Consider the following 26,624-nt stretch of genomic DNA (forward strand, 5'->3'; position numbering starts at 1 on the left):
CTATCCCGCGATAAGTAGCAATACCTTCCTCATTTTTTTCATTTGGGAAGGATATTGTATCGTTTCTGTTCAGGAAGCTTAAATTACAAAGAAAAGGAAACAATAGATCCGATAGTCTTTTTTGGGCGTTTGGGAAAAATGATTGTGGGAGGGATTTTTTGAAAATCGGAATTCCCGGAGCATTGCTCTGTTTTATTTATTATCCATTGTGGAAAACGTTTTTGCAGGAGCTGGGCCATGAGGCGATCCTGTCTTCCACGACCAACCGCAGGATATTGGATGACGGCGTAAAGAACTGTGTAGACGATGCCTGCCTGCCGGTAAAGCTGTTTCATGGACATGTCATGGATTTGATGGGAAAAGTGGACCGGATTCTGATTCCCAGGCTGATTCGTGTAAAACCCGGCGAGTATATCTGCCCGAAGTTTATCGGCTTACCGGAAATGATTAAAAATTCCGTGCCTGGAAAACCAAAGCTTCTTATTATGGACTTCAATGTCCACAGGGGTGTGGAGAATGGATATCAGGGCATGCGGAGCCTGGGAAGGAAGCTGGGTGCATCCCATGCTGCAATCCGGCATGCTCTGCGGAAGGCTATGGAGACGCAGGATGCCTATACCCGTCTCCTGCTCATGGGATTCAATCCCAATGCAATTTTGGGCAAAAACGAAAAGCTGCTGTCTGAGATCCGGGATCAGCAAAACGCAGGGAAAAGGATTGACGAACAACCGGACAAAAGAGTCCGAGGAAAGAACAGAGAAGCCTGTAAAAAGGTTACGAAAGTCAGGGGAAGGATCGGGCTGATCGGCCATCCCTATCTGGTTTACGATCAGTATGTCAATATGAACATCTGTGAAAAGCTGGATGCGAGAGGATATGACTGTCTGTTTCCGGAAAATATTCCATCCTGTGAGATTGAAAGGGCCTGTGAACGGTATCCGAAAAAACTGTTCTGGACCTATGGAAAGAATCTGTTGGGAAGCGGGCTGACCATGATGGAACAGGGGAGAGTAGACGGATTGATTCTGGTGACGGGTTTTAACTGTGGAATTGATTCCTTTATCGATGATCTGCTGCAGCGGGCCAATCAAAGAGAATACCATGTTCCCCTGACAACGATCACACTGGATGAGCACACCGGCCAGGCTGGCATTGACACCAGGCTGGAAGCATTTCTGGATATGTTGGAATGGAGGCGCAAATATGATTCTTACTTTCCCTCACATGGGGCGGATGTATATTACCCTCAAAGGACTGTTTGACGATCTGGGCGTAAAGACGGTGATTCCGCCCCCGGTCAGTCAGAGAACCCTGGAGATTGGCACCCGGATTTCTCCTGAAACCGCCTGCCTGCCGCTGAAAATCAATCTTGGGAACTATATTGAGAGCATTGCGCAGGGTGCGGATACCATTGTCCTTACGGGGACCTGCGGGCCGTGCCGTTTTGGATATTATGGAGTGATGGAGCAGGAGATTCTGAGGGACAATGGCTACAATGCTGATGTCGTGATTCTCGAATCCCCAACCCGGGATCCGAAAGCCTTTTTTCAGCGGATCCGGAAAATATCAGGGAACCAATCCTGGCCGGCCATCGGGAAATCGTTTCTGCAGGCATATGGAATCTTGACACAGGTGGATGAACTTCTGGACCTGAGCTTAAGAAAAAGGCCAAGAGAGAAGAACAGCGGCGAAACGGACCGGGCTCTGACGCAGTTTGAAAAGCAGGTGCGAAGCTGCTGCGGCAGCAGGGAAATTCTGGGCCTGATCCATCAGTATCAGGATATTTTTGCAGGGATTGAGGAAAAAGAAAACGGGGATCCGCTGAAAATAGGATTGATCGGAGAGATCTATACCCTGATTGAGCCCTATGTGAATTTAAACATTGAGAATAAGCTTGGAGCGCTGGGCGTGGAGGTTTATCGGGGGATTACCATTACCGATTGGGTCCGGACGCATTTGTATCCGGACAGGGACTACAGAAAGCAAAGGAAAGAAAAGATGGAGAGGGGAAAGGAATATCTGGGTTTGTGCATTGGTGGGCATGCGTGGGAGACAGTTGCCTCTGCCGTCCATTACTGCGATATGGGGCTGGATGGTGTAATACAGATCCTGCCATTCGGTTGTATGCCGGAAATTGTTGCAGAAAGCATTTTGCCGGCCATATCCAGGGACCGGGACTTTCCTGTCATGACCCTGACAGTGGATGAAATGACCGGAGAGGCGGGTTATCTGACAAGACTCGAAGCGTTTGTGGACCTGCTGTCACAAAAGAAGGAAAGGAAGTATGAACAGGATGGAATTGTATCTGGGACTTGATGTGGGTTCGGTTAGTGTGAACCTGGTACTTATGGATGGAAAGTGTAATGTACTGGAAAAGCTATATCTGCGGACAGAAGGCAAACCGATTCCTGTGCTGCGGGATGGGCTGGATAGAATGTGCAGGTCCATGCCCGCAGGTTGTGCGATTGCCGGAGTTGGGGTAACGGGCAGCGGCAGGGAACTGGCAAATGCGCTGGTGGATGCCGACGTTGTAAAAAATGAAATAACCGCTCACGGCATGGCTGTGCTGCATTGTGTTCCGGATGCACAGGCCATACTGGAAATCGGAGGGCAGGACTCCAAGATCATCTTGCTGCGAAATGGTATTGTAACGGATTTTGCCATGAACACGGTTTGTGCCGCGGGCACAGGTTCCTTTCTGGACAGGCAGGCCGCTAGACTAAATATACCGATTCAGGAGTTTGGAAATATGGCGCTGCAGTCTGATTCGCCGGTCCGCATTGCCGGCCGGTGTGCCGTGTTTGCTGAATCGGATATGATTCACAAGCAGCAGATGGGATGCAGTTCCGGGGATATTATCAAAGGATTGTGCGAAGCTCTGGTCCGCAACTACCTGAACAATGTAGGCAAAGGGAAAGAGATCCTCCCGCAAATTGTTTTTCAGGGCGGAGTAGCTGCCAATGCAGGCATCAAGAAATCCTTTGAAGAGGTATTGGGACAGCCGGTGTTCGTTCCGGAGCATTATGACGTCATGGGAGCCCTTGGCGCAGGAATTTTGGCCAAAATGGAAACACAAAAAGGCAGAGCGACCCATTTCCGGGGATTCCATGCGATTCCGGAAGACTTCCATGCCCAGACATTTGCGTGCAGCGGCTGTCCGAACCTGTGCGAAGTCGTTGAGATCACTTCCGGCGGAAGCGTCCGGGCAAGGTGGGGAGGACGCTGTGGGAAATGGGCTGTCACGGCAGAACAGGAACACCCGGCAGAATTGGACCATCTTGCATGAAGGTTTGCGGGACAGCTGTCCGGATGAAATGGAGGAATCTCTGAAAAGTTTTCAGGATTCGGGCCAAAATGCTTGATATGGACACAATAATGTATTATCATAGAACTAGGGAATCCTGAGGTGCACGAATTCTATTGTATTTAACCCACAGTTAAAATACGGGAATCCGGGTTTGCGGATGGATATCATGCCTGACATGGGAAGATAAAAGTCCGCAGCAGGTCTCCCACCTGTCGTGAGGCGGGTATTAAATTCATAGAAGACCGACATCTTGGGAAAATAGGCCCTCAAGGGATTGGGGGCTTATTCCATAAGCATGGTTCCATAAACAGGATAAGGTCCCGGCAGTGCAGGAGCTTTTCATGAGGATTTCAAAATTGGGGTTGACATTTCTGCAGGGAATGCTTATAATATCCCTTGTCACCGAATGTGCGGCATCCAATGGACAGATGGTGAGTGTAATGCGGAATGGTGTAACGGCAGCACCTACGACTCTGACTCGTATTGTCTAGGTTCGAATCCTAGTTCCGCAGCCAACGGCCTCGCTTGTCAGAAGAAGCGGGGTCTCTTACAGGCTCCCATGGTCAAGAGGTTCAAGACACCGCCCTCTCACGGCGGTAACAGGGGTTCGAATCCCCTTGGGAGTACCACGTGAAAAGGATCGGCTGCATGCAGCCGATCCTTTTCATTATCTTTCCCTTTTTTATCTCTTTTTTATGTTTTCCGGAATGAAATCCGTCAGGCTTGCTTCTTTGTGCGGGGTGCTTCAGAATAATATCTTTTTTCTTATTCTGATTCGGTTTCTTCCTCGTTATCGTTTGCTTCCTCGACCTGCTCCGGCAGAATGATCTTTTCAACATAGATGTCGACACGTTCCACGGAATAACCTGTCAGGGTCTGTATCTCACTGATGATTTTCTCCTTGAGCTGTTTCGCCACTTCGGGAATCACAACACCATAGATAACGGTGATCCTCAGATCAAGGGCAATGGTGCCGTACTCATTTTCCGTATCTTCCGTTTCCGCTTTCTTCACGGTAATATGCGGATCAAACTTTTCCGTAAAGGCCCGTGTAATCCCGTTCAGCGTCCCTCTTTTCTCCTGCCGGTATACGCTCCCGACCTTTTTCATCGCTTCCTTTGCTATTTCTACAAATACGGCATCATTAATTGTGGTTTTCCCTGCTTCCATACTCGTCACCCCTGTAAAATTATTGCAGATATATTTTCTTCTGCCGATATATCCACTTGTATAATTAATGATATTCTACATATTTTACAGAATTCCTTCCGGAATCTGAAAACAGGGGTATCCGGTTGCTATGGACTTTTCTGCTGCGCGGTGCCGCTTTTTTCCCAGTTGCTTTCAAAACTCGCCTGGCTGCTTTCAAAATCAAAGAGGACCCTTTGCCGATCTGAGGCATGAAAATAAACACGGCAGGCCGCACTTTCATGGATGGTTCGGCTCATATTTCCAAATTGCGGGGCTTTCAGCGGCTGACCACGGGCTTCCAGCGCCTCAATGCAAAGCAGGACCCGACCCTGCCGAAGCACGATTTTCTTTTCATCCATATGGAGGGGCCGTGCTCCGGCATAGGTACCGATACGGTGCTCTTTTCCGTCTTGGTACCAGAATCCAAGACATCCGACAAAGCTGTTTCCGAAAAAAGGGATGTCCGCCACGGACACCATGAAGCTTTCTCTCCCCCGGCAGCACTGGGCCCAGAGATAGCGGCCTGGGAAGGAAGTTCCCCGATCTCCCTCTGCATATCCTGTTCCCCCGCGGAACAAAATGGTCTTTCCGTTGATCACAAGATCCCCGTTTACGGAATGAATCAGGCTGAATACGCTGTGACGGCATTCCATAAAAGGGACAAAGCGAAACGGCCCCATCATGTCGTATTTTGGCTTGCGGAAAGGGCCATAGTTCAGCTGGCCGTGGATTTCAAAGTCATCCTTTTTGGCATCCAGCCGGCATCCCTGCTCTGAGAAGAAGCAGTCCCCGATCCGGATTTTAAGCCTGTTCCGTTCAGCGGAAAAAGCTTCCGCAGGAAAGGGCAGGCTTACGGATTCCGTATCGGTAAGTATCTGCAGGGAGGCGGAAGGCTTTCCGGTTTCATCCCTGTGAAATGCAGGAATCAAGGCTACTGTATCCCTGCCGTTTTGCTGTTTGAAGTACCAGCCTTCAAAATAGGAACGGCATTTTCCCGCCCCGTGAAAACTGCGCATGAAAGAAATCCCTTCTCAACTTTCTGTAATCACTCCGCCGTTTATGTGAAGGACCTGTCCGGATACATAGGATGAATCCTTACCGGCAAGATAGACATAGGCCGGCGCCAGTTCTGCCGGCTGGGCAGCTCTTCCCAGCGGCACATCCTTGCCGAACTTGCCGACTTCCTGTCTGGAAAAGCTGGATACGATCAGGGGAGTCCATACCGGGCCGGGAGCAACTGCGTTGACCCGTATTCCCTCACTGGCCAGGGAAAGTGCCATGGATCGGGTGAAGGAAACGATGGCGCCTTTGGTGGCGGAATAGTCGATCAGCGTGGGATCCCCCTTGTAAGCGGTGATCGAAGTGGTGTTGATGATGGAGGCACCGCATTTCAAATGCGGGAGAACGGCCTTTGTCATATAAAAGCAGCTGAATACGTTTGTGGCAAAGGTATTGGTGAGCTGTTGGGCGGTAATGTCCTTAATGCTGTTCTGCGGATACTGTACGGCAATATTGTTTACCAGGATATCGATATGGCCGAATTCCTTCATGGAAGTATTCACAACCTGCTCTGCGGAATCCTCCATCTTCAGATCACATTTGACCAGTATGCACCGGCGTCCCGTCGTTTTTACCATGCTCACCGTATCATCGGCATCCGGCTTTTCACTGTAAAAGGGAACAACAATGTCTGCACCCTCTTTTGCGAAGGCGATTGCCACGGCCTGTCCGATGCCGCTGTCTCCGCCACTGACAATGGCGGTCAGGCCATCCAGCTTGCCGGAGCCCTTGTAACACGGATCCTCCGTTATGGGTTTGGGATTCATATTTTTCTGGGAACCGGGTTGCATGCCCTGATGCTGTTCCGGAAAACTTGTGGGAGGTTTGATGGTTGTCTGTTGTTTGTTCATGATATCGTTTCATCCTTTCTGTTGTTATTCGTCTTTGAGAATGGGAGGTGGACTCGGTTTTGGTTATTGTTTCCGAAGGGAATGAAAATATGCGGGCCATGTCTTTTGAACGCAACCGATCTTTTTTGTTGGAACAGCAGGAAAGATGGGAGCGGTTCACTGTATTGACTATAACTTTTGTATCTTGAAGATTTAGCACACTTTCTTCAAAAGCAGCCTGAAATCTGATAGAATAAATGTATTGCATTAAGCAATCAAAGTCCCGGAAGGTTTCAGACCCGCTGTACAGCCTATGGGGAGCTTATCTACAGGGCCTGAATCAGTATGTCCGGAATTCTGAAATGGCCTGAGAAGCATGCAGGAATCCCTGGCGACTTTCGACACCTGAATCAACCATTACAAAAAGGCAAATTCTCAGAAAGAACGCCGGATCGTCGAACAGCCGGCAATTGCCTGGCCTGAGAAAAGAAAATGGGGGAGCATTATGTATCGGGTAATTATTGTAGATGATGAAGAAATCATGCGGGAAGGATTAATTGGACTGGTAGACTGGAAAGGTATGGGGTTTGAGATAGTGGGTGATGCACAGGGAGCTCGTATACGGCATATGGGATCATATTAAAAACAGCGGAGAATATGGTTCTGCCCGTTATGATCTGGAATATGTGGCCCCGGTTCCCGGGAAAAGGGAATCCCGGCGCCTGGTGGGTGACTATATTCTGAAGGAAAGCGATATTGTCGGGCAAAAGGATTTTGAGGACACCGTGGGGCATGGGGGCTGGTCCATTGACCTTCATGCTCTGGAAGGCTTTTTTTCCAGGGACCTGGTCAACCGACATATCATTTTAAAAGGGATTTATCAGATACCTTATCGTACCGGGTATTCCAGAAACATCAAAAACCTGTTTATGGCAGGTCGCTGCATGTCCACAACCCATGTTGCCTTTGGAACAACTCGGGTCATGGCGACTCTCAGTACCCTGGGGCAGGCATTGGGGGCTGCTGCCTACCTCTGTGAAAAATACAGAACAACTCCCCGTGGGGTTTATCAGGAGCGTCGAAAGGAGCTGCAGCAGCTTCTCCTGAAATATGATCAATATATTGTTGGGGGAAAGAATGAGGACCCGGATGATATTGCCCGGGATGCAGTTGTAGAGACTTCTTCTGTTCGGAAATTCAGTATGGAGAAAGTGGAACGCATATACTCCATGAAGAATCCCGTGGGATTGATTCTGCCGGTGGACGGCTTCCTGGAATCGGTATGTGTAAAAATAAAGTCATCTCATGATACAACGCTGCGTTATACAATATACGAACCCTGTAAAAGGGAAAACTATAATCCGGAGAGCAGAATAGCGGATGGTGTGTTGAAGATAAAGGCTTCAAAGGATTTGGAATGGACCCGCATTCCGATTAACCGGACGATTGATCGGAATAAGGTATTCCTTGAGCTGACATCAGACCCCGATGTACAAATCGGGCTGGCATCCGGGAATCTGACGGGTGTTATAACGATGGATAAAACAGAGAACAAGGGAGATACCATCGTTGATGTGGATACCCTCAAAATGAAGGAATTCATGTGGCATCCATGGAAGGACAGGACATTGTGTTTTGTACGGTTCCGGAAGTAAACATGTATGCTTCGGAGAATCTGACAAACGGGTATGCCCGTCCCTATGGCCTGCCGAATATCTGGCTTTCCGATGAGAAAGCGGAAGGCGAGTTTGTTACACTCTCGTGGACCCAAAAGAGGCGGCTGTCTGAAATGATTCTTTTCTTCGATTCGGATCTCAACTATCGTTTCCAACCTTCAGAGAACAACGTTATTCCACAGATCGTAAGAGACTATGATATCTATTGCCGGACAGGGAACAGATATGAAAAACTGCGGGAGGTAAGGGGCAACCATCAGAGGATGAACCGGATTCCGATGGATTCCATGGAAACCGACGGAGTCAGGGTTGTATTTCTTGCCACCAACGGCAGTTCCCGGATCGGTTTGTATGAAATCAGAATATATGAATGATTGATAACTTTTATATCCAATCAAGTTTTTAATGTATTGACTATGGGATGGAATGGGGCTAGACTCGGAATGTAATCTGTAAATACATGAGACAATATGATTTCACTATCCTGGGGGGAAACAAAATGGACGTAACTCTGAATTACTATCCTTGTGGAAAGACCAAAGCAATTACTTTAAGCTATGATGACGGGAGAATTTATGACAGGAAACTGGTGGACCTGTGTAATCGCTATGGAATGAAAGCCACGTTTCATCTGAACTCCGGTTTCTTCGGAAGAGAAGGGTATGTCACCAAAGAAGAAGTTGGGCAGTTGTACCAGGGGCATGAAGTTTCCGTACATACCCTGACGCACCCCTTTCTCAATCATATTTCCCGGGAGCGGATCTGTCAGGAGGTCCGGCAGGATCGGATCAACCTGGAGAGAGCGGTGAATTATCCGATCCATGGCATGTCCTATCCTTTCGGCGCATATGATGCGGAAGTGATAAGCCTCCTGAAAGCACAGGGAATTGTATACAGCAGAACGACGCTGGCCACCGATTCCTTTGAACTTCCCAAAGACTTTATGCAATGGCACCCTACCTGTCATCATAATCACAATCTTTTGGAAAATGCCCGGCGTTTCCTGGAACCTCAACGATATCAAAGAATGCAACTGTTGTATGTATGGGGACACAGTTTTGAATTTCCCAGGGACAATAACTGGGATGTCATGGAGGATTTCTTCCAGATGGTCTCCGGAAAGGAAGAAATCTGGTTTGCAACCAATATGGAGATATGCCGTTATGTAAAGTCCCTGAAGGACCTGGAGTTCTCTGCGGATGGTTCCGCTGTGTATAATCCTTCGGCGAACAGCGTGTGGATCGGTGTGGACGGCAGGGCGGCTGAAGTCAAGCCGGGCCGGGTATGCCGGCTTTCAGGAAGGGAGAAGGAAGAATGAAGGAGAGAACACATCAGGCAGATTTATGTGTGGTGGGAGGCGGACTGGCAGGAATGTGTACGGCCATTTCTGCGGCACGGCACGGCGTCCGGGTGCTCTTGATGCAGGACCGGCCGGTTCTTGGCGGCAATGTCTCATCAGAGATACGTATGTGGATCTGCGGAGCTCACGGGGAAAACAACCGCGAGACGGGGATTCTGGAGGAAATTGAGCTGGAAAACAGATACCGGAATCCCGCTACCTCTTTTTCCATATGGGACAGTGTCCTGTATGAAAAGGTAAAATATCAGGAGAATATCACCTTGCTGCTGAATTGTACCTGCAATGGCGTGACGATGGACGGAAATCGTATCCGGTCCGTCCGGGGCTGGCAGATGACGACGCAGACCTGGCATACGGTGGAGGCCGGTCTGTTTGCAGACTGTTCGGGGGACAGCATCCTGGCGCCCCTTACCGGTGCGGAATACCGGATGGGACGGGAAGCGGCGGGTGAGTTTCAGGAAGATATTGAGCCGGAGCAGGCTGACGGGAAGACCATGGGTATGAGCTGCCTGATCCAGGCCCGGGAAACCAATCGGCATCAGGAGTTTATTCCGCCTGCGTGGGCATACTCGTATCCTACGGATGAGGATCTGCCCTGCCGGAGTCATGATGTAAAAGCATCCAACTTCTGGTGGATTGAGCTGGGCGGAGACAGGGACAGCATTGATGATACGGAAGAGATGCGGGATGAACTGCTGAAAATCGCCTTTGGCGTGTGGGATCATGTGAAGAATCACGGAGATCATGGCGCAGAAAACTGGACGCTGGACTGGGTCGGATTTCTCCCGGGAAAGCGGGAAAGCCGCAGGTACGCTGGAGATCATATCCTGACGCAAAATGATGTCCGTGCGGAAGGAAGATTTCCGGATCTGGTTGCCTATGGCGGGTGGACCATGGACGATCACAATCCGGCGGGATTCCGATATCCCGGATATCCGACCATTTATCACCCGGCGCCATCCCCCTTTGGGATCCCTTATCGGTGTTTGTATTCCCGGAACATTGCAAACCTGTTCTTTGCAGGAAGAAATATCAGCGTCACCCATGCAGCCCTCAGTGCCACAAGGGTCATGGCGACCTGCGCCACTTTGGGTCAGGCCGTGGGGACTGCCTGCGCCATAGCGGTAAGGGATGGCCTGAGCCCACGGGAGGTTTATGAAAAAAGCGTGAAGGAACTGCAGCAGACATTGATGGAGGATGATTGCTACCTGCCCTGGCAGAAAAGGGAGATCTGCGGTCTGACCCGGAGGGCCCATCTGCATTCTTCCGAAGGAAATCCGGAGCCGCTGCGAAACGGCATGGATCGTCCCGTAGGCGGCAAGGACAACGGCTGGACCGGATTGCTGCGGGAATCCTGGATCGAATACCGGTTTGACAAGCCGGAGCAAATTCGTGAAATGCGGTTTGTCTTTGACAGCGATCTGAACCGGAAAACGCACAATATGCCCTGCAATTTTCCCCTTTCAGGCAATGACCGGAAGGTTCCGGAGACTCTCGTCCGGACATTCCGGATAGAGATGGAGAAGGAAAACGGGCAATGGGAAACGCTATGGCATGTTGACAACAATTATCAGCGACTGCTGAAAATGGAGATGGATATCCGGACATCTGCTGTTCGTTTCATTCCGGAAGAGACCTGGGGCTCACAGAAAGCCCATTTGTTCGCATGGGATGTCCGGTAATTATGGCAAGGACTTTTTTTCTTCAGACTTTTCAGGAGCGTACCGCAAGATGCGCTCCTGAAAAAATATGCAGTTCCACATGATCCTATGGACGTCTTAATATAAAACGTTTTATGAAAAGTGCAGGAAACATAGCTCTGGAATGGATCAAAATACTATTCAGTAAGATAGAGTGGAAAAAGAAGCCTATTTTGAGGGAATTTTCTATTTTGTATTGACAAAACGTTTTTGTGCAAATATAATAAAAATAGTGAAAATACATCATGAAATGATAGTCTTTACAGGACGGAAGCAAACGGAAAATCAGAGAGCAGAGCAATTATGGAAGGCACACAGAGGTAAAACGTTTTAATTATTTGGAGCCGTATGAATCTGCAGTCGACAATTCTTCCATAACTTCCATAACATTTTGGGGAATAAGCATGAAGCAACAGGAGAGAGGAGACAGCATGATCACAATCCGGGATGTAGCCAAAAGGGCAGGGGTATCCATTTCCACCGTATCCAATGCACTGAACGGGATGCCCAATGTAGGGGAGAAAACCCGGCAGCGGGTTATTGACTCGGCGAAGGAATTAAATTATGTACCCAATTTGAATGCAAAACTGATGAAAAAGAGGAAAACAAACAATATCGGTCTTTTCCTGCCCAATTTTCACACAACGTTTTATACCCGTCTGGTTCAGGAAATGTATTCCGCCTGCAGCAATGCAGGGTTTGCCATGCTGGTGCATATCAGCGATTCCTATACCAGCCGGCGCCTGGCTGCCACGATACTTTCCTCCAATATTGACGGCGCTGTCATCCTCAATGAGAATCTGCTGGATAAGGATGTAGGCGTGTTGGAAAGCAAAAAGATCCCCTATGTTTTTCTGGATAAACAGGTAGCCGGGAACAAACTGTCCAGTGTGCTGGTCAACAATGAAATGGGTATCACCCAGGGTGTGGAATATCTGGTCCATACCGGGCACAAGCGGATTGCGTTTCTGAAGGGTACGAACAATTTTGACAGCGTTGAGCGTTATCAGGCGTTTCAGCAGGCCATGCGGCATTTTAAACAGCCCATCGATCCGGAATGGATGATTCAGGGATATTTTGAGGAGAATGCTGCCTACAGCGCTGTCCGGGGTGCAATGTCCCATCTTGCCTTCCGGCCGGATGCCATTTTCTGTGCCAATGACGAAATGGCAGTGGGCTGCCTGCGTGCCTTGCAGGATTTGAAGATTGCCGTGCCGGAACAGATGAGTGTCATGGGCTTTGACGATGGAGACGCCGTGCTGCGCTGTGATTCGTCTTTGACCACCGTTCGGAATCCCACGTCCAAAATCGCCCGTCAGTCCGTGGAGGAGCTGCTGCGTCTGATGCAGCCGGAAACAAAAGGGCAGATGTCCCGGATCAAGACGCAGCTGGTGGTTCGGGCTTCCTGTGCGATCCGCTTTTCCGGGGATCTGCACAAGCCTGCGGACAATATCACGGATCCGGAGGAGGATGTCCTGAATGATGATTGAACAGAAGAAGGTTATACCGCAGTCTGGGCATGCGGCGCTGACGGAGGAGGATTTTTTGGAAGGCAAGGACGGAAAGCTCTTCAACCGCAGAGGGGAACTGGTTGTGCTGCGGGGAACCAACCTGGGAGGGTGGCTGATTCAGGAAGCATGGATGTGTCCGCTGGCGAAGCCTGATAAGGCCTGGGGCAGCTGGGATACCCTGCATGCCCTGGAGCAGCGGGATTTTACGGAGAAGCAGGTTCTCGGATTATTTGACGCCTATCAGGACAACTGGATCACGGAAAAGGATTTGGATAAGATTGCGTCCATGGGGATGAATTGTGTCCGGGTGCCGTTCTGGTATCGTAATTTTCAGAAGGACGGCAACGGAACCTATTATGGCGACGAAAACATGGATGAAAATCCTGGCTTTCAACGTCTGGACTGGCTGGTGGAGCAGTGTGCGAAGCGTGGAATGTATGTCATTCCGGATATGCACGGTGCGCCGGGCTTCCAAAGCGACGACCACAGCAGCGGACGTGTTGGGGTAAGCGGGCTGTTTGAGGACACCGAATCCGGAGAGAAATACCGTCTTCTTACGATTGAGCTGTGGACGCGCATTGCAGAGCGGTATAAAAGCGAAGCAGCTGTGGCGGCTTATGATTTGCTGAATGAGCCGATGAACGGTTTTGATGCCCTGCGCAAAAGTGATGCCAAGTTATGGAATATGTATGATCGGATCATCCGTGCCATACGTGAAGTGGATCCGGAGCATGTCATTTCGGTGGAAGGGGTATGGGAAATAAACAATCTGCCGGATCCCCGTTCCTATGGCTGGACAAATATGCTGTATCAGACACACAACTATAACTGGAAAACGGAAGAGGTGGATCAGAAAATCCGCGACATCAGGGATCGGGCCGATTGGAAAGTGCCGGTACTGGTGGGAGAATTTCAGAGCGGAGGAATATGGGATTACGCATTGTCCGCTTATAACCGGGAAGGCATCAGCTGGGCCACATGGACTTATAAAGGGGCAAAAAGTACATTAGACGACTGGTTCCTTTATCGCAATCCCTTCACTGAGGTTGTTGATCCGGAGACCGACAGCTATGATCGAATGATGGAGGTATGGAGTTCAGGGCAGACAGAAAATGGTTATTCTCCGGATGCCAATCTGATTGAAAAATTAACGGAGTACACGGACGGGCATGTGGACGATTCGAGGGACAAAAGGATATATTCATGTATACCGGAGGATTCCCATCAGCAACAAAATTGACAAACGGCAGAATGATGCTATAATAAACAAGGAAACAGAATTGTTTCATACTTTTATGTAAGCGCTTACATATCATGCGAGTATGAGAGGAGGAAAGTTATGGATAAGGTTCGGATCGGCATTATCGGAATCGGCGGAATGGGCAGCAATCATGCCTCCTATCTCTCCAGAGGGGACATTCCCAATGCGGAGCTGACTGCGGTATGCGATATCAATCCCGAACGGTTGAAATGGGCAAAGGAGCATCTTGGTGACAAGGTTCAGAGGTTTGACAACTCAGAAGCGTTTTTTGCTTCCAGAGCCATGGATGCGGTTATGATTGCCACCCCACATTATTTTCATCCCCCGCTGGCAATCCGCTCCCTGGAGCTGGGATACCACACCCTTACGGAAAAGCCGGCCGGCGTTTATACCCGTCAGGTCCGGGAGATGAACGAAGCCGCTCAGAAAAGCGATCGGGTATTCGGCATTATGTATAATCAGCGGACCAATCCCCTGTATCAGAAGGTACGGGATCTGGTCAGGTCCGGGGAACTGGGGGAAATCAAAAGGACCATCTGGATCATCACCAGCTGGTATCGTTCCCAGAGCTATTATGACTCCGGCGGATGGCGGGCCACCTGGGGAGGAGAAGGCGGCGGCGTGCTGCTGAACCAGGATCCCCATCAGCTGGATCTGTGGCAGTGGATGTGCGGGATGCCAAAGAGAGTGCGGGCGTTCTGTGCCTTCGGCAAATATCACAATATTGAAGTGGAAGATGACGTCACGGCCTATGTGGAATATGAAAACGGTGCGACCGGCCTGTTTGTCACCACGACAGGAGAGACGCCGGGGACCAACCGGTTTGAAATCTCTGCGGACCGTGGGAAACTGGTAGTGGAGGACGGAAAGATTACTTTCTGGCGCCTGAGGGTCCCGGAACGGCAGTTCAATGCGGAGTATAAGGGTGGATTCGGCGAACCCGAATGCTGGAAGTGTGAAATTCCTGTCCGGGGAAAAGCCACAGAGCACAAAGGCATTACGAAAAACTGGGTTGAGGCCATATTGAAGGGCACGCCTCTGCTGGCGCCCGGCATCGAAGGAATCAACGGCCTGCAGATTTCCAATGCAATGCATCTGTCTGCCTGGACAGATGACTGGGTGGACATTCCTGTGGATGAGGATCTGTACTATGAGAAACTGCAGGAGAAAGTTAAAACTTCCACCTTCAAAAAGACAGCAGGCAGCAGTACCCTGAATGTGGACGGTACGTTCTGATCCTGGGAAAGAGGTGTATTCATGATGAATTATCCAAAAATTGCAGCGCAAATGTATACCGTACGGGAGTTTACAAAGACTCCATCTGCCATCCGGGAAACCCTGAAAAAGATCAGGGAGGCAGGATATGATGCCGTGCAGGTGTCTGCTATCGGCCCCATCGGGCATCAGGAAATGAAGGATCTGGCTGATGAATTCGGCCTTACCATCTGTGCAACCCATATCAGCTTTGACCGGCTGGAAAATGATATGAAAGATGTGATCGCCCAGCATAAGCTTTGGAACTGCCATTATGTGGGCATCGGCTCCATGCCCGGCAATTATCAGGCAGATAAGGATGGATTGGTGTCCTTTGCCAAAAAGGCATCGGAGTATGGCAGAATTCTGAAGGATAACGGATTGCAGCTCATCTATCACAATCACAACTTTGAATTCCGGAAGTTCGGCGGGGTGACCGGCATGGAAATCCTGCTTCAGGAAAGCGATCCTGCGGCACTGGACTTTGAAATCGACACCTATTGGGTCCAGCATGGCGGAGCGGATCCCATCGAATGGATCAATAAGGTAAAAGGCCGCATGGATGTTGTCCATTACAAGGATATGGTCATGGCGGATGTCGGCAAGGAACGCAGGCAGATCATGGCGGAGATCGGGGAAGGAAATTTGAACTGGAAGGGCATTACGGAGGCCTGTGCGAAGAACGATGTAAAGTGGGCCTGCGTGGAACAGGATGTCTGCCAGCGTGATCCCTTTGAGAGCCTTGCGATCAGCAGGCGGAATCTGAAACAAATGGGCCTGTAAAAGGCGGAACAAGGAAAATAAAAAGGCACTGCGGGCATTGCATTGAACGGCAGTGCCTGTCTTTTTTTATGGGATTGCGGCGATGCCTTTTTCATGTAATCATGTAATCATGTAATCATGTAATTTTTTTCATCTTATTTATTTCTTTTGGCAGGAACTTCATCTTTTTCATCGAATAGTTTAATAAGAAGAAGAAAACGATTGCACAATCGATTGCAGAAGATGAAATCACAGATATCTACGAGATAAATCACGATCAGGAGGTGCGTCATGACAGTGCATCAGCGTTTTGATATGGACACATTGGAACGATTTAAGCATGCAATGGCGGATAACGGTGTGGAGCTTCCGTTGTCGGAGGATTGGGCGGTTCTTTCCAGTCCATTGTCGATTGGCGGGAAAACCATCCCCAACCGATTGGCCATTCAGCCCATGGAGGGGTGCGACGGAGAGGAAAATGGATCCCCGAATGAGCTGGCTTTTCGCCGGTACGAACGGTTTGCAAAAGGCGGGGCCGGACTTATCTGGCTGGAGGCGAACGCGGTGACCCAAAACGGCAGAGCCAATCCCAGACAATTTTATCTGACTCCCCGGACACAGGACGGATTCCGGGAGCTGTGCTCCCGGATCCGGGACAGCCGGTCTCCGGAGGATCAACCGTATACTGTGCTGCAGCTGACCCATTCCGGGCGCTACAGCCGGCCGGAGGGGAAGTCGGAGCCTGTGATTGCGGCCCGGAATCCCTATCTGGACGGACCGGATATGAGCGACGACTGCGTGATTACGGACTCCGGGCTGGAAGCATTGGAAGACAAATATGTGGAGGCTGCCGTTTTGGCGCAGAAGGTTGGATTTGATGCGGTGGATGTGAAGGCTTCCCACCGATATCTGATTTCCGGACTGTTATCTGCCTTTACCCGTGAAGGAAAATACGGCGGTTCCTTTGAAAACCGCACCCGCTTTCTGTTGAATATTGTGGAGAAAATCCGGGACCGTCTGGGAGACAGCATGGCGATTGCCGTGCGGCTGAATGCCTGCGATGGCATTCCGTATCCTTACGGGTGGGGAGTGGATCGGGAGGATTATCGGGTGCCGGATTTGTCCGAACCGAAAAAGCTGGCCCGAATGCTTTGGGAGAGAGGCGTCCGCATTCTGAATGTAACATGCGGCAATCCATACTATAATCCGCATATCAATCGGCCCTATGACCTGGGATTCTACACTCCTCCGGAGCATCCCCTGGTCAGCACGGAGCGGCTTTTGCGCTGCGGCAGGGAGATTCAGAAGGCGGTGCCGGAGATGATCGTCATGGGAACGGGCCTCAGCTGGCTGAGGGAATACGGCGCCATGGTTGCTGCCGGAGCCATTGGCAAAGGCTGGTTTCAACTGGCTGGATTTGGCCGGCAGGCCATAGCTTATCCGGACTTTCCCCTTGATATCTTCCGGGAAGGCGGGATGAAACGCTCCAAATGCTGTATTTCCTGCAGCAAATGTTCGGAAATCATGCGATTTGGCGGAAAAACCGGATGTGTGGTAAGGGACAGCGGGGTATATGCACAGCAGTACCGGGAATGCCGGGGCGGGAAACCCACGCTGATTGACAAGCGCCTGGCGGAACATGTCTAGAGTCAGGTCGTCCGGGACGGACATGGGATGATGGAAGAATATGACAGACGAATAAACTGGAGTCAGGTCGTCCGGGGATGGGTGGAGCAAATAGATAAACAGGGCAGAGGAAGCAGACAGATAAATAAGGCAGAGAAAGCAGAACAGGAAGCATGGAAAAAGGGAACGGTCAGATGATTACCATAAAGGATGTGGCAAGGGTCGCCGGAGTATCCGCCAGCACGGTCTCCAGGGCGCTCAGCGGGAGAACTCCGGTGGAGGAATCCACCCGGAGAAAAGTGCTGGAAGCAGCCCAAAAGCTGAATTATCAGCCAAATGCACTGGCAAAGGGACTGAAGGAAGGCCGGACCGGGACCATCGGCCTGATCGTTCCCAATATTTGCAATCCGGTGTTTCCGCTGGTCTCCAGGGGGGTGGAAGATACCGCCAGGAAGTTCGGATATACGGTGATATTATGCAATACCGATGAAGATGTGAACATTGAAATGGAATACATTCAGAAACTGCGGAAGAAATGGGTGGACGGGATCATTCTGGCCACGTCGGGGAAGCAGAGCGGGCACATTACGGAATTAAAGGACAGTGGTTTGCCCGTTGTCCTGCTGATCCGCAGGCTGGAGGATCGTGTGGATGCGGTGGTTGTGGATCATATCGAAGCGGCGCGGCAAGCGGTTGCCTATCTGATCCGGACCGGTCACAGGAAAATTGCCATGGTAAACGGGGATCAGGGACTGACACTTTACCGGGAGCGGTTTCAGGGTTATCTGCGAGCATTGCGGGAGTCCGGTCTTGCCTTTGATCCATCCCTTGCTCTGGAGATTCCGGATGTTCAGAATTGTTATGAATCCGTACTTGAATTTCTTGCAGCCCGGCCTGCACCGGACGCTGTGTTTGCCGCCAGCGATCCCATGGCACTGCAGGTGATGCGGGCTGTGAAGGATGCCGGGTACCGGGTTCCGGATGATATTTCGGTGATGGGATTTGACGATCTGGAGTCCGCCCCGTTTCTGGATCCTCCGCTGACCACCGTGCGCCAGCCTTTATATCAAATGGGGGCAGCTGCCGCGGAGCGGATTATTTCACAGATTGAAGGGAAAGCGTCCACTTCGGAAGAGAGCGCACCGTTTGTACGTGTGATGAATACGGAGCTCATTGTGAGACAATCGACAAGGGACAGAAAGAATCAATGCATCATGGAATCAGAGAATCGGCATGAATAAAGGGAGGAATCGCAATGAATCAAAAAACGGCAGTCGTAACCGGCGGAAGCCGGGGAATCGGTCATGCCATAGCCCTGCAGCTGGCACAGGAAGGCTATAAACTGGCAATTATGGATATCAATTACAAGGAAAAGGTTCGGGACAATCTGGAGCAGATCCGTTCCGTGAACGGCAATTTGTTTTATTTCCATGGGGACCTCGGCTCCTCTCAGGATCGGAAAGTCTTTGCACGGGAAGTTCGGGAAAAATATGGCAGGGTGGATGTCCTGGTGAACAACGCCGGTGTTGCCCCCAAAGTACGGGCGGATCTTCTGGAGATGACGGAGGAGAGTTTTGATTTTGTCATCGGCATCAACCTGAAAGGGACATTTTTTATGACCCAGGCCATTGCAAAGGATATGCTGAAGGCAAAGGCCCAGGATCCTGCCTTCCGTCCCGTTATCATCACCATATCCTCCAATTCGGAATACACTTCCTCCATCAACCGGGGAGAATACTGTATGTCCAAAGCCGGATTGGGAATGATGACCAAACTCTTTGCGGACCGACTGGCCGGGGACGGTATTCCGGTGTATGAAATCCGGCCCGGCATCATCCGGACCGATATGACAAAGACGGTCTCGGAAAAGTATGACCGGATGATTTCGGAAGGTCTCCTTCCGATCAGGCGCTGGGGAGAGCCGCAGGATATCGCCAATGCCGTGTCCGCCCTTTGCTCGGGAAAGCTGGCTTACACCACCGGCCAGGCCATCGATGTGGACGGCGGGTTTCATATCAGGAGGTTATAGCCATGAAAGAGGAACGCATTTCCCTTTGCGGGCGCAGCATCCGGACCTTTTCCCTGAATACGGTGGTGGTGGGATCCGGTGCGGCGGGTCTGAATGCCGCGGACCGGCTGGTTCATTTTGGGCAGAAGGATATCGCTCTGATAACGGAAGGCTGGAACATGGGGACTTCCCGGAACACCGGCTCCGACAAGCAGACCTATTATAAGCTGACATTGGGCGGTGATACCCCGGACTCCGTCATGGGTATGGCAGAAACGCTTTTTGACGGAGGGGCCATGGACGGTGATATTGCCCTGGCGGAAGCCGCCATGTCAGTGGGGTGCTTCCACCATTTGGTGGAAACAGGGGTTCCCTTTCCCCATAACCGCTTTGGGGAATATGTGGGTTATCAAACCGACCATGATCCGCGGCAGCGGGCCACATCCGCCGGCCCCCTGACTTCCAGAATGATGACAGAGTGCCTGCAGAAGCAGGTACTGCAGGAAAAGATACGGATTTTTGACGGATATCAGGCGATTGCCGTACTGACCGACCGGGGCAAAAGCCACGCCGTGGGGCTGCTGGCCCTGGACCGGAATCATCCGGAAAACCCCGATGACCGATATGTGATATTTCGCTGCACCAACATTGTTTATGCCACCGGCGGTCCGGCCGGGCTGTACCGCACTTCGGTCTATCCCGAAAGTCAGACCGGCGGGACTGGCATTGCCCTGGAAGCCGGCGCAAAAGGCAAAAACCTGACGGAGTCCCAGTACGGGATTGCTTCGATCCGGTTCCGGTGGAATTTGTCGGGCACCTATCAGCAGGTGTTGCCGCGCTATGTTTCCACAGAAAAGGATGGCAGTGACGAAAGGGAGTTTCTCCTGGATACCTTTCCGGATGCCGGGAAAATGCTGGACGCGATATTCCTGAAAGGGTATCAGTGGCCTTTTGATCCGGGAAAAGTGCTGGAATTCGGCTCTTCCCTGATCGACATCCTGGTTTATCGGGAAACCGTGCGGAAAGGGCGCAGGGTTTTTCTGGATTATACCCGAAACCCGGCGGGTCCCTCCGGCGGTGATCTGAATTTTGATATTCTGGGAAGGGAAAGCCATGCCTATCTGAAGAATTCCGGCGCCCTGTTCGGGACGCCGATAGAGAGGCTGAGACACATGAACCAACCTGCCGTGGATCTTTACCGGGATCACGGGATTGACCTGGAGGAGGACTATCTTGAAATCGCCGTGTGTGCCCAGCATAACAACGGCGGCCTTTCCGGCAGTCTCTGGTGGGAAAGCAATCTCCTCCATTTCTTCCCGGTAGGCGAGGGAAACGGCAGCCATGGCATTTATCGCCCGGGAGGCAGTGCCCTGAATTCCGGACAGGTGGGAAGTACCCGGGCAGCTCAGTACATTGCCGCGAACTATTCAGACAAGCCCATGACTTGGGAGAGCTTTCTGCAGGAGACAGGGCCGGTCCTGGAAACCAAAATCCATCTGGGGGAGGCTCTGCTGGAAAAGACGGATCCGGAGAGCAATGTCCGGCAGATGAGGGAGCGAATTGGCAGGCGAACTTCGGATGCAGGAGCTCATATTCGGTCCCTTTCAGGGGCACAGGCCGCCCTGGAAGAAGCCAAAGGGGACCTCGCCTCTTTCCGGGCGCAGACCTGTCTGTCTTCTCCTTCGGAACTTTATTATGCTTATCAGAATCTGGATCTGCTGATTACGCAGATTGCCTATCTTTCCGCCATTGTGGATTATATCCGTCAGGGAGGAAAGAGCAGGGGCTCTTATCTGATTGCGGATCCGCAGGGACAGCTGCCTGCGGAAGGACTGGAGGAAAGCTTCCGCTTTTCCGTATCCGATGATGCTTTTCTGTCGGATCAGATTCAGGAGGTATCCTATGAGAACGGCAGCTGCAGCATGCATTGGCGGCCGGTCCATCCCATTCCAAAAGAAAACGATTGGTTTGAAAATGTCTGGGCGGATTACCGGAAGGGAAACATTCTGCGATGACAATGAATTCGTATGAAATGGCTCTATGGACAGAGTTTTAAGGCGGGAGGGCCATATGCTGGCAATAAGTCCGTATGGAATGAAAAGGACGATACAGTTGCAGGGAAATCAGCAGATCAGAACAGAAAGGAAGGGGAAAATGGAGGAGAAAACATCTATTTTGCTGGTGGGAATCGGAGGATACGGAAATACCTATGTGAACGCCTTGCTGGATCATGGCAGGGAGCATCACGCAGAGATTGCAGGGGTGGTGGATCCTTTTCCGAAAGGATGCCGGAGATATGATGAAATAAAACGGGCAGGGATTCCCCGGTACGATACCATGGAGGATTTTTACCGCTCCGGAAAGGCGGATCTCGCTGTCATTTCGTCCCCCATTCATTTTCACTGTGCGCAGGTATGCATGGCCCTGGAGAAGGGAAGTCATGTACTGTGTGAAAAGCCCATCAGCGCTATGCCGGAGGAAGCCAGGAAGATGATGGAGGTTCAGAAATCCACCGGGCTGTTGGTGGGGATCGGCTTTCAATGGTCCTTCAGCCGGGCGGTTCGTGAATTGAAGGAGGATATCCGGCAGGGAGACCTGGGAAAGCCGGTGCTGCTGAAAACCATGATCCTCTGGCCCAGGGACAAAAACTATTTTGCCCGGAGCTGGGCAGGGAAGATGAGCGACGGACAGGGTCATATGATTCGGGACAGTGTAGCCAACAACGCCACGGCGCATTATCTGCACAATATGTTTTATGTATTGGGGGACAGGGAAAATACCGCTGCGGTTCCGGCAAAGGTGGAGGCGGAGCTGTACCGGGCCAACAAAATCGAAAACTTTGATACGGCAGCAGTTCGGGTTACCACCGCCTTCGGCGCAGAACTGCGCTATTACGCCACCCACGCGGTAAACCGATCCCTGGGGCCGGTTTTCAAATATGAGTTTGAAAATGGCACCGCTTATTTTGACGGTCCGGAGAGCGGGAAAGGGATCACCGTCCGTTTTTGGGATGGCAGGGAGAAGTCGTATGGGGATCCCAACCGCAATGCGGCCAATAAACTTTGGATCATGATGGATGCCGTTCATGGTAAGGGCAGAGTTCCCTGCGATCTGCATACGGCTTATTCCCATGTGCTGTGCATTGATGCCATGCAGCGTTCCGTTCCTAATATTCCGGATTTCCCGGACGCCGTCCGGCGTTACGATAAGGAGAAGGAAATCGTCTGGATTGACGGCCTTTATGAGCGAATGAATGATTGCTGCGCGAAAGGCATTTTGCCTTCGGAAGCCGGTGCCGAATGGGCAGTACGGGGAAGACAGATTATACTGTAAGAAAAAATTCAAAGATTTAAAATGCTGCCGGGCTATGTTGCTTTTGTGTCTTATAGAAGCGCATTGGGAGATGTTGAGACATTTATCAGAGCAAATATCAATTAGATTGCTCCGTTGTTTTGCAACACTGTTCCTCTATTTTTGTGAAACTTGACACGATTTACGGCTTGGAGTATATTAAAGAGGCAGCGGATGCCACACCGAATTGGAGGGGAACGTCTCATCAGTGAATTGTTGGAACGGTTGCAGGATAACCCGATTATAGCGGCAGTGCGCGACGACGAAGGAATGAAGGCGGCATTGATTTCTGAGGTTACGGCGATCTTCCTGCTGAATTCTGACATCTTCAACCTGAAGTACCTGGTGAAAGAAATCCAGGAAAGAGGCAAAAGCGCTTTTGTCCATATGGATTTTGTGGAAGGCCTGGGAAGTGACGGAAGGGCAGTGGACTATATTGCGGAAAAGATGCAGCCGGACGGGATCATCAGTACGCGGGGGAATCTGATTCGCCGTGCCAAAGAGAAGGGACTTTTTGCCATACAGCGCTTTTTTCTTATTGACAGTCAGTCCTATCGTACCGCGATCCGGCAGGTTCAGTCCGGAAAACCGGATATGATAGAGATCATGCCGGGAGTAATGCCGGATGTGATCAGCAGGATCTGCAAAGAGGTGCACATACCTGTCATCGCCGGAGGATTGGTGGATTCCAAGTGCGACATCATTGGGATTCTGAAGGCCGGTGCCGTGGGAGCATCCATTGGAAAGATTGGTTTATGGAGTTTATAGGCCTGGAATAACAGAATAATTTGTGCGGAGAAAACGGAGTCACAAAAAGGAACGGACAGAAGCCTGTCTTTTTTTGCGTACTCTTTTTTATTTGATTTTGCTTGAAATTATGGATGGGGGTAGGACAAATGGTTTATGACGCAGCGGTGATTGGCGCCGGAGTGACAGGAGCCTTTATCGCCAGGGAGCTTTCCCGATATCAGCTGAACGTCTGCCTGCTGGAAAGGGAAGAAGATGTGGCCATGGGGACCACCAAGGCAAACAGTGCCATCGTGCATGCAGGCTATGATGCAAAGCATCGTACTTTGAAGAGTCTTCTGAATGTACGGGGAAATGCGTTGATGGAGCAGGCCACCCGGGAGCTGGGGGTTCCGTTCAAACGGATCGGTTCGCTGGTTCTGGCATTCAATGAAGAGGATCGGGCGGTTCTTGAGCAGCTGTATCAGAACGGGATTCAGAACAAAGTGCCCGGTCTTCGGCTGCTGAATGCAAAGGAGACAGTCGCCATGGAGCCCAATGTATCCCACCGGGTGGTGGGATCCCTTTATGCGCCGACAGCAGGTATTACCTGTCCCTATGAACTGGCTCTGGGAGCCGTGGAAAATGCCGTTCAGAATGGGGTGGATCTGAAGCGGAACTGCAGCGTACTGGATATCCGAAAAGAAAAAAGCATGGAAAAGGGGCAGGAGAATTTTGTGTTGACGACGGAGCAGGGAGAAATCCGTGCATCCTATCTGGTTAATGCTGCCGGGGTTTATGGTGAGGTTGTATCGGAGATGGTGCAGGAGAGGAGCTTTACCATTCATCCCAGAAAAGGGGAATACCTGCTGTTGGATAAAAGCCAGGGCAATCTGGTTCATTCCGTGATTTTTCAGACGCCGACCAAAATGGGAAAAGGTGTCCTGGTGGCGCCTACCGTGGACGGCAATCTGTTGACGGGGCCCACAGCCCTGGACGTTTCAGAAAAGGACGATGTCGGCACGACGGCGGAAGGACTGGAAAAGATAAGAAAAGAAGCAGGCAAATCCGTGCCGGATATTCCATTCCGCGATGTCATCACCTCCTTTGCCGGGCTGCGCGCAACCCCGGACACCGGAGACTTTATTATAGAAGCATCCGGGACAGTAAAAGGCTTCCTGAATGTGGTGGGAATCGAATCGCCCGGGCTGACCGCAGCCCCCGCCATAGGGGAATATGCGGTGGACCTTTTAGGGAAGGAAGGGCTGCCGCTGGTTCCCAGGGGCGATTTTCAGCCTGTCCGAAAACCCGCCGTTCGATTCCGGGAACAGACGGATGAGGAAAAGCAGAGGCTGATCCGTGAAAATCCTCTGTATGGAAATGTGATATGCCGGTGCGAGATCATTACGGAGGGAGAAATCGTGGACAGCATCCGGAGGCCGGCAGGCGCCAGGAGCCTGGACGGAGTCAAGCGGAGGACCCGGGCCGGGATGGGCAGATGCCAGGGCGGATTTTGCACGCCCAGAGTGACAGCCATCCTTGCAAGGGAACTGCGGATACCGGAAGAAAGAGTGACAAAAAAAGGTAAAGGATCCGAATTATTGGCGGAAAAGAGGGGGCCATCATGCTGAAAGTGGATTTGGCAGTGATCGGTGGTGGGCCGGCAGGACTGGCTGCTGCCCTGGAAGCCAGGAAGAATGGAATCGAAAAGGTTCTCATCCTGGAAAGGGATAAGGAATTGGGCGGTATTCTGCAGCAGTGCATTCATAACGGGTTTGGCCTCCATTATTTTGGCGAGGAACTGACCGGCCCGGAATACGCCGGACGGTTTGTGGAACAGGTGGAGGAACAGGGGATTCCGTATAAATGCGATACCATGGTGCTGCATCTCAGTCGGGATCGGACCATTACCGCGATCAACCGAACCGATGGGCTGATGAAAATAAAGGCGAAGGCTGTGGTGCTGGCCATGGGGTGCAGGGAACGGACAAGGGGTGCCCTGAATATTCCGGGTTTCCGGCCGGCCGGGATCTATACCGCCGGTACTGCTCAGCGGTTTGTCAATATGGACGGGTATCTTCCTGGCCGGAAAGTTGTCATCCTGGGTTCGGGCGATATCGGGCTCATCATGGCAAGACGGCTGACTCTGGAAGGTGCGGAAGTCCGGATGGTCTGTGAGCTGCTTCCTTACTCCGGCGGCCTGAACCGAAACATCGTGCAGTGCCTGGAGGATTACCGGATTCCCCTGAAACTCAGCCATACGGTGACCAACATCTTCGGGAAGGAACGGCTGGAAGGGGTTACCGTTGCACAGGTGGATTCCAGCCGGCAGCCCATCCGGGAAACGGAAGAATATGTTCCCTGTGATACCCTGCTTTTGTCCGTGGGACTGATTCCGGAAAATGAGCTTTCCAAAGAAGCCGGTGTTCCGCTGGACCGGCTTACCTCCGGGCCGATTGTGAAAGAGACCATGGAGACCTGTGTGAAAGGCATTTTTGCCTGTGGCAATGTGGTGCACGTTCACGATCTGGTGGACTTTGTAACCCGGGAAAGCATTACCGCAGGCCGCTGCGCAGCCGAATATATTCTGAAGCATAATGATGCGGGAAGCGTTTCGGATGAAGGCAGAAAAACAGGCAGATCCGTACAGGATCAGAAAACGGATGAGGCAGCAGAAGCAGGCCGCCAAAGCGACGGGATTCAAACGGTGGCTGCGAATGGCATCAAATATGTCGTGCCCCAGTACGTCAGTCGGGGAGAGCATCCGGAGGGACTCAAACTGTTTTTCCGGGTGGATGGGATTTACCGGAATGTCCGTATCGCGGTGCAATGTGAAGATCATGAGATTTATTCTGTTCGAAAGAGAAAAGTTGCGCCGGGGGAGATGGAGACTCTAACCCTGAAGCCGGAGCTGGCGGGGGATCTGGATCCCTGCAGAGAGCTCCGTGTTGAGCTTGTTTCTCAGGACAAATGAAAGGAAATGGGATCATCTGTCAGACGTG

Annotated in this window: 22 protein-coding genes, 2 tRNA genes and 1 other RNA gene; 22 read left to right on the forward strand and 3 right to left on the reverse strand. The window is 51.2% G+C overall.

From position 1 onward, the window contains the following. The first annotated feature begins 158 nt into the window (after window positions 1-158). From QBE55_09370 to QBE55_09395, 6 genes are all read left to right on the forward strand, one after another. Window positions 159-1,262 (forward strand): acyl-CoA dehydratase activase-related protein, encoded by a 1,104-nt coding sequence (locus tag QBE55_09370; GenBank protein WZL77762.1) that lies wholly within the window; start codon window positions 159-161, stop codon window positions 1,260-1,262. Continuing rightward, window positions 1,204-2,316 carry a CoA protein activase gene (locus QBE55_09375; GenBank protein ID WZL77763.1) on the forward strand — a complete coding sequence of 371 codons (1,113 nt, stop codon included), beginning with the start codon at window positions 1,204-1,206 and terminating at the stop codon, window positions 2,314-2,316. The genes QBE55_09370 and QBE55_09375 overlap by 59 nt, the downstream gene beginning before the upstream one ends. Then, window positions 2,294-3,286 (forward strand): acyl-CoA dehydratase activase, encoded by a 993-nt coding sequence (locus tag QBE55_09380; GenBank protein ID WZL79910.1) that lies wholly within the window; start codon window positions 2,294-2,296, stop codon window positions 3,284-3,286. The genes QBE55_09375 and QBE55_09380 overlap by 23 nt, the downstream gene beginning before the upstream one ends. A gap of 109 nt (window positions 3,287-3,395) precedes the next feature. Continuing rightward, window positions 3,396-3,568: non-coding RNA, 6S RNA (ssrS, locus tag QBE55_09385), on the forward strand. 180 nt (window positions 3,569-3,748) lie between these two features. Next, window positions 3,749-3,822, forward strand: a tRNA-Gln gene (locus QBE55_09390). A gap of 38 nt (window positions 3,823-3,860) precedes the next feature. Beyond that, window positions 3,861-3,936, forward strand: a tRNA-Glu gene (locus tag QBE55_09395). A gap of 136 nt (window positions 3,937-4,072) precedes the next feature. Here the strand turns inward: QBE55_09395 and QBE55_09400 are convergent. The 3 genes from QBE55_09400 to QBE55_09410 form a co-directional block, all read right to left on the reverse strand. Beyond that, a complete protein-coding gene (locus QBE55_09400; protein WZL77764.1) occupies window positions 4,073-4,477 on the reverse strand; it encodes an Asp23/Gls24 family envelope stress response protein in 405 nt (134 codons plus the stop codon). Window positions 4,478-4,605: 128 nt separating this feature from the next. Next, on the reverse strand, window positions 4,606-5,514 hold the full coding sequence (locus QBE55_09405; protein ID WZL77765.1) for a hypothetical protein: 909 nt from the start codon (window positions 5,512-5,514) through the stop codon (window positions 4,606-4,608). A 15-nt stretch (window positions 5,515-5,529) separates the two neighbouring features. Beyond that, on the reverse strand, window positions 5,530-6,408 hold the full coding sequence (locus QBE55_09410) for an SDR family oxidoreductase (GenBank protein WZL77766.1): 879 nt from the start codon (window positions 6,406-6,408) through the stop codon (window positions 5,530-5,532). 581 nt (window positions 6,409-6,989) lie between these two features. Here QBE55_09410 and QBE55_09415 point away from each other — a divergent pair. From QBE55_09415 to QBE55_09490, 16 genes are all read left to right on the forward strand, one after another. After that, window positions 6,990-8,042, forward strand: a complete 1,053-nt coding sequence (locus QBE55_09415; protein WZL77767.1) for an FAD-dependent oxidoreductase — start codon at window positions 6,990-6,992, stop codon at window positions 8,040-8,042. Further along, window positions 7,991-8,437, forward strand: a complete 447-nt coding sequence (locus tag QBE55_09420) for a hypothetical protein (protein ID WZL77768.1) — start codon at window positions 7,991-7,993, stop codon at window positions 8,435-8,437. The genes QBE55_09415 and QBE55_09420 overlap by 52 nt, the downstream gene beginning before the upstream one ends. Window positions 8,438-8,562: 125 nt before the next feature. Continuing rightward, window positions 8,563-9,381, forward strand: coding sequence for a polysaccharide deacetylase family protein (locus QBE55_09425; GenBank protein ID WZL77769.1), 819 nt, complete (start codon window positions 8,563-8,565; stop codon window positions 9,379-9,381). Continuing rightward, window positions 9,378-11,105 (forward strand): FAD-dependent oxidoreductase, encoded by a 1,728-nt coding sequence (locus QBE55_09430; protein ID WZL77770.1) that lies wholly within the window; start codon window positions 9,378-9,380, stop codon window positions 11,103-11,105. The genes QBE55_09425 and QBE55_09430 overlap by 4 nt, the downstream gene beginning before the upstream one ends. A gap of 422 nt (window positions 11,106-11,527) precedes the next feature. Then, window positions 11,528-12,613, forward strand: a complete 1,086-nt coding sequence (locus tag QBE55_09435) for a LacI family DNA-binding transcriptional regulator (protein WZL77771.1) — start codon at window positions 11,528-11,530, stop codon at window positions 12,611-12,613. Continuing rightward, window positions 12,603-13,874: a cellulase family glycosylhydrolase gene (locus QBE55_09440; protein ID WZL77772.1), complete on the forward strand. Its 1,272-nt coding sequence runs from the start codon at window positions 12,603-12,605 to the stop codon at window positions 13,872-13,874. Before QBE55_09435 ends, QBE55_09440 begins: the two co-directional genes overlap by 11 nt. Before the next feature lie 99 nt (window positions 13,875-13,973). Next, on the forward strand, window positions 13,974-15,131 hold the full coding sequence (locus QBE55_09445; GenBank protein WZL77773.1) for a Gfo/Idh/MocA family oxidoreductase: 1,158 nt from the start codon (window positions 13,974-13,976) through the stop codon (window positions 15,129-15,131). 21 nt (window positions 15,132-15,152) lie between these two features. Further along, a complete protein-coding gene (locus tag QBE55_09450; protein ID WZL77774.1) occupies window positions 15,153-15,932 on the forward strand; it encodes a sugar phosphate isomerase/epimerase in 780 nt (259 codons plus the stop codon). Between the two features lie 270 nt (window positions 15,933-16,202). Next, window positions 16,203-17,558, forward strand: coding sequence for an NADH:flavin oxidoreductase (locus QBE55_09455; GenBank protein ID WZL77775.1), 1,356 nt, complete (start codon window positions 16,203-16,205; stop codon window positions 17,556-17,558). Window positions 17,559-17,710: 152 nt separating this feature from the next. Further along, on the forward strand, window positions 17,711-18,778 hold the full coding sequence (locus QBE55_09460; protein WZL77776.1) for a LacI family DNA-binding transcriptional regulator: 1,068 nt from the start codon (window positions 17,711-17,713) through the stop codon (window positions 18,776-18,778). Between the two features lie 14 nt (window positions 18,779-18,792). Further along, window positions 18,793-19,566 (forward strand): 3-ketoacyl-ACP reductase, encoded by a 774-nt coding sequence (locus QBE55_09465; GenBank protein ID WZL77777.1) that lies wholly within the window; start codon window positions 18,793-18,795, stop codon window positions 19,564-19,566. 2 nt (window positions 19,567-19,568) lie between these two features. Beyond that, on the forward strand, window positions 19,569-21,560 hold the full coding sequence (locus QBE55_09470) for an FAD-binding protein (GenBank protein ID WZL77778.1): 1,992 nt from the start codon (window positions 19,569-19,571) through the stop codon (window positions 21,558-21,560). A 55-nt stretch (window positions 21,561-21,615) separates the two neighbouring features. Further along, window positions 21,616-22,878, forward strand: a complete 1,263-nt coding sequence (locus tag QBE55_09475; protein WZL77779.1) for a Gfo/Idh/MocA family oxidoreductase — start codon at window positions 21,616-21,618, stop codon at window positions 22,876-22,878. Between the two features lie 192 nt (window positions 22,879-23,070). Then, window positions 23,071-23,664, forward strand: a complete 594-nt coding sequence (locus QBE55_09480; protein ID WZL77780.1) for a glycerol-3-phosphate responsive antiterminator — start codon at window positions 23,071-23,073, stop codon at window positions 23,662-23,664. A gap of 128 nt (window positions 23,665-23,792) precedes the next feature. After that, window positions 23,793-25,253 carry an NAD(P)/FAD-dependent oxidoreductase gene (locus tag QBE55_09485; GenBank protein WZL77781.1) on the forward strand — a complete coding sequence of 487 codons (1,461 nt, stop codon included), beginning with the start codon at window positions 23,793-23,795 and terminating at the stop codon, window positions 25,251-25,253. Beyond that, the gene (locus tag QBE55_09490) at window positions 25,247-26,596 is read left to right on the forward strand and encodes an FAD-dependent oxidoreductase (protein WZL77782.1); all 1,350 of its coding nucleotides are present in this window, start codon (window positions 25,247-25,249) and stop codon (window positions 26,594-26,596) included. Before QBE55_09485 ends, QBE55_09490 begins: the two co-directional genes overlap by 7 nt. Window positions 26,597-26,624 lie beyond the last annotated feature (28 nt).

Source organism: Eubacteriales bacterium mix99, from assembly GCA_038396605.1.
Classification (GTDB): Bacteria; Bacillota; Clostridia; order Caldicoprobacterales; family DTU083; genus UBA4874.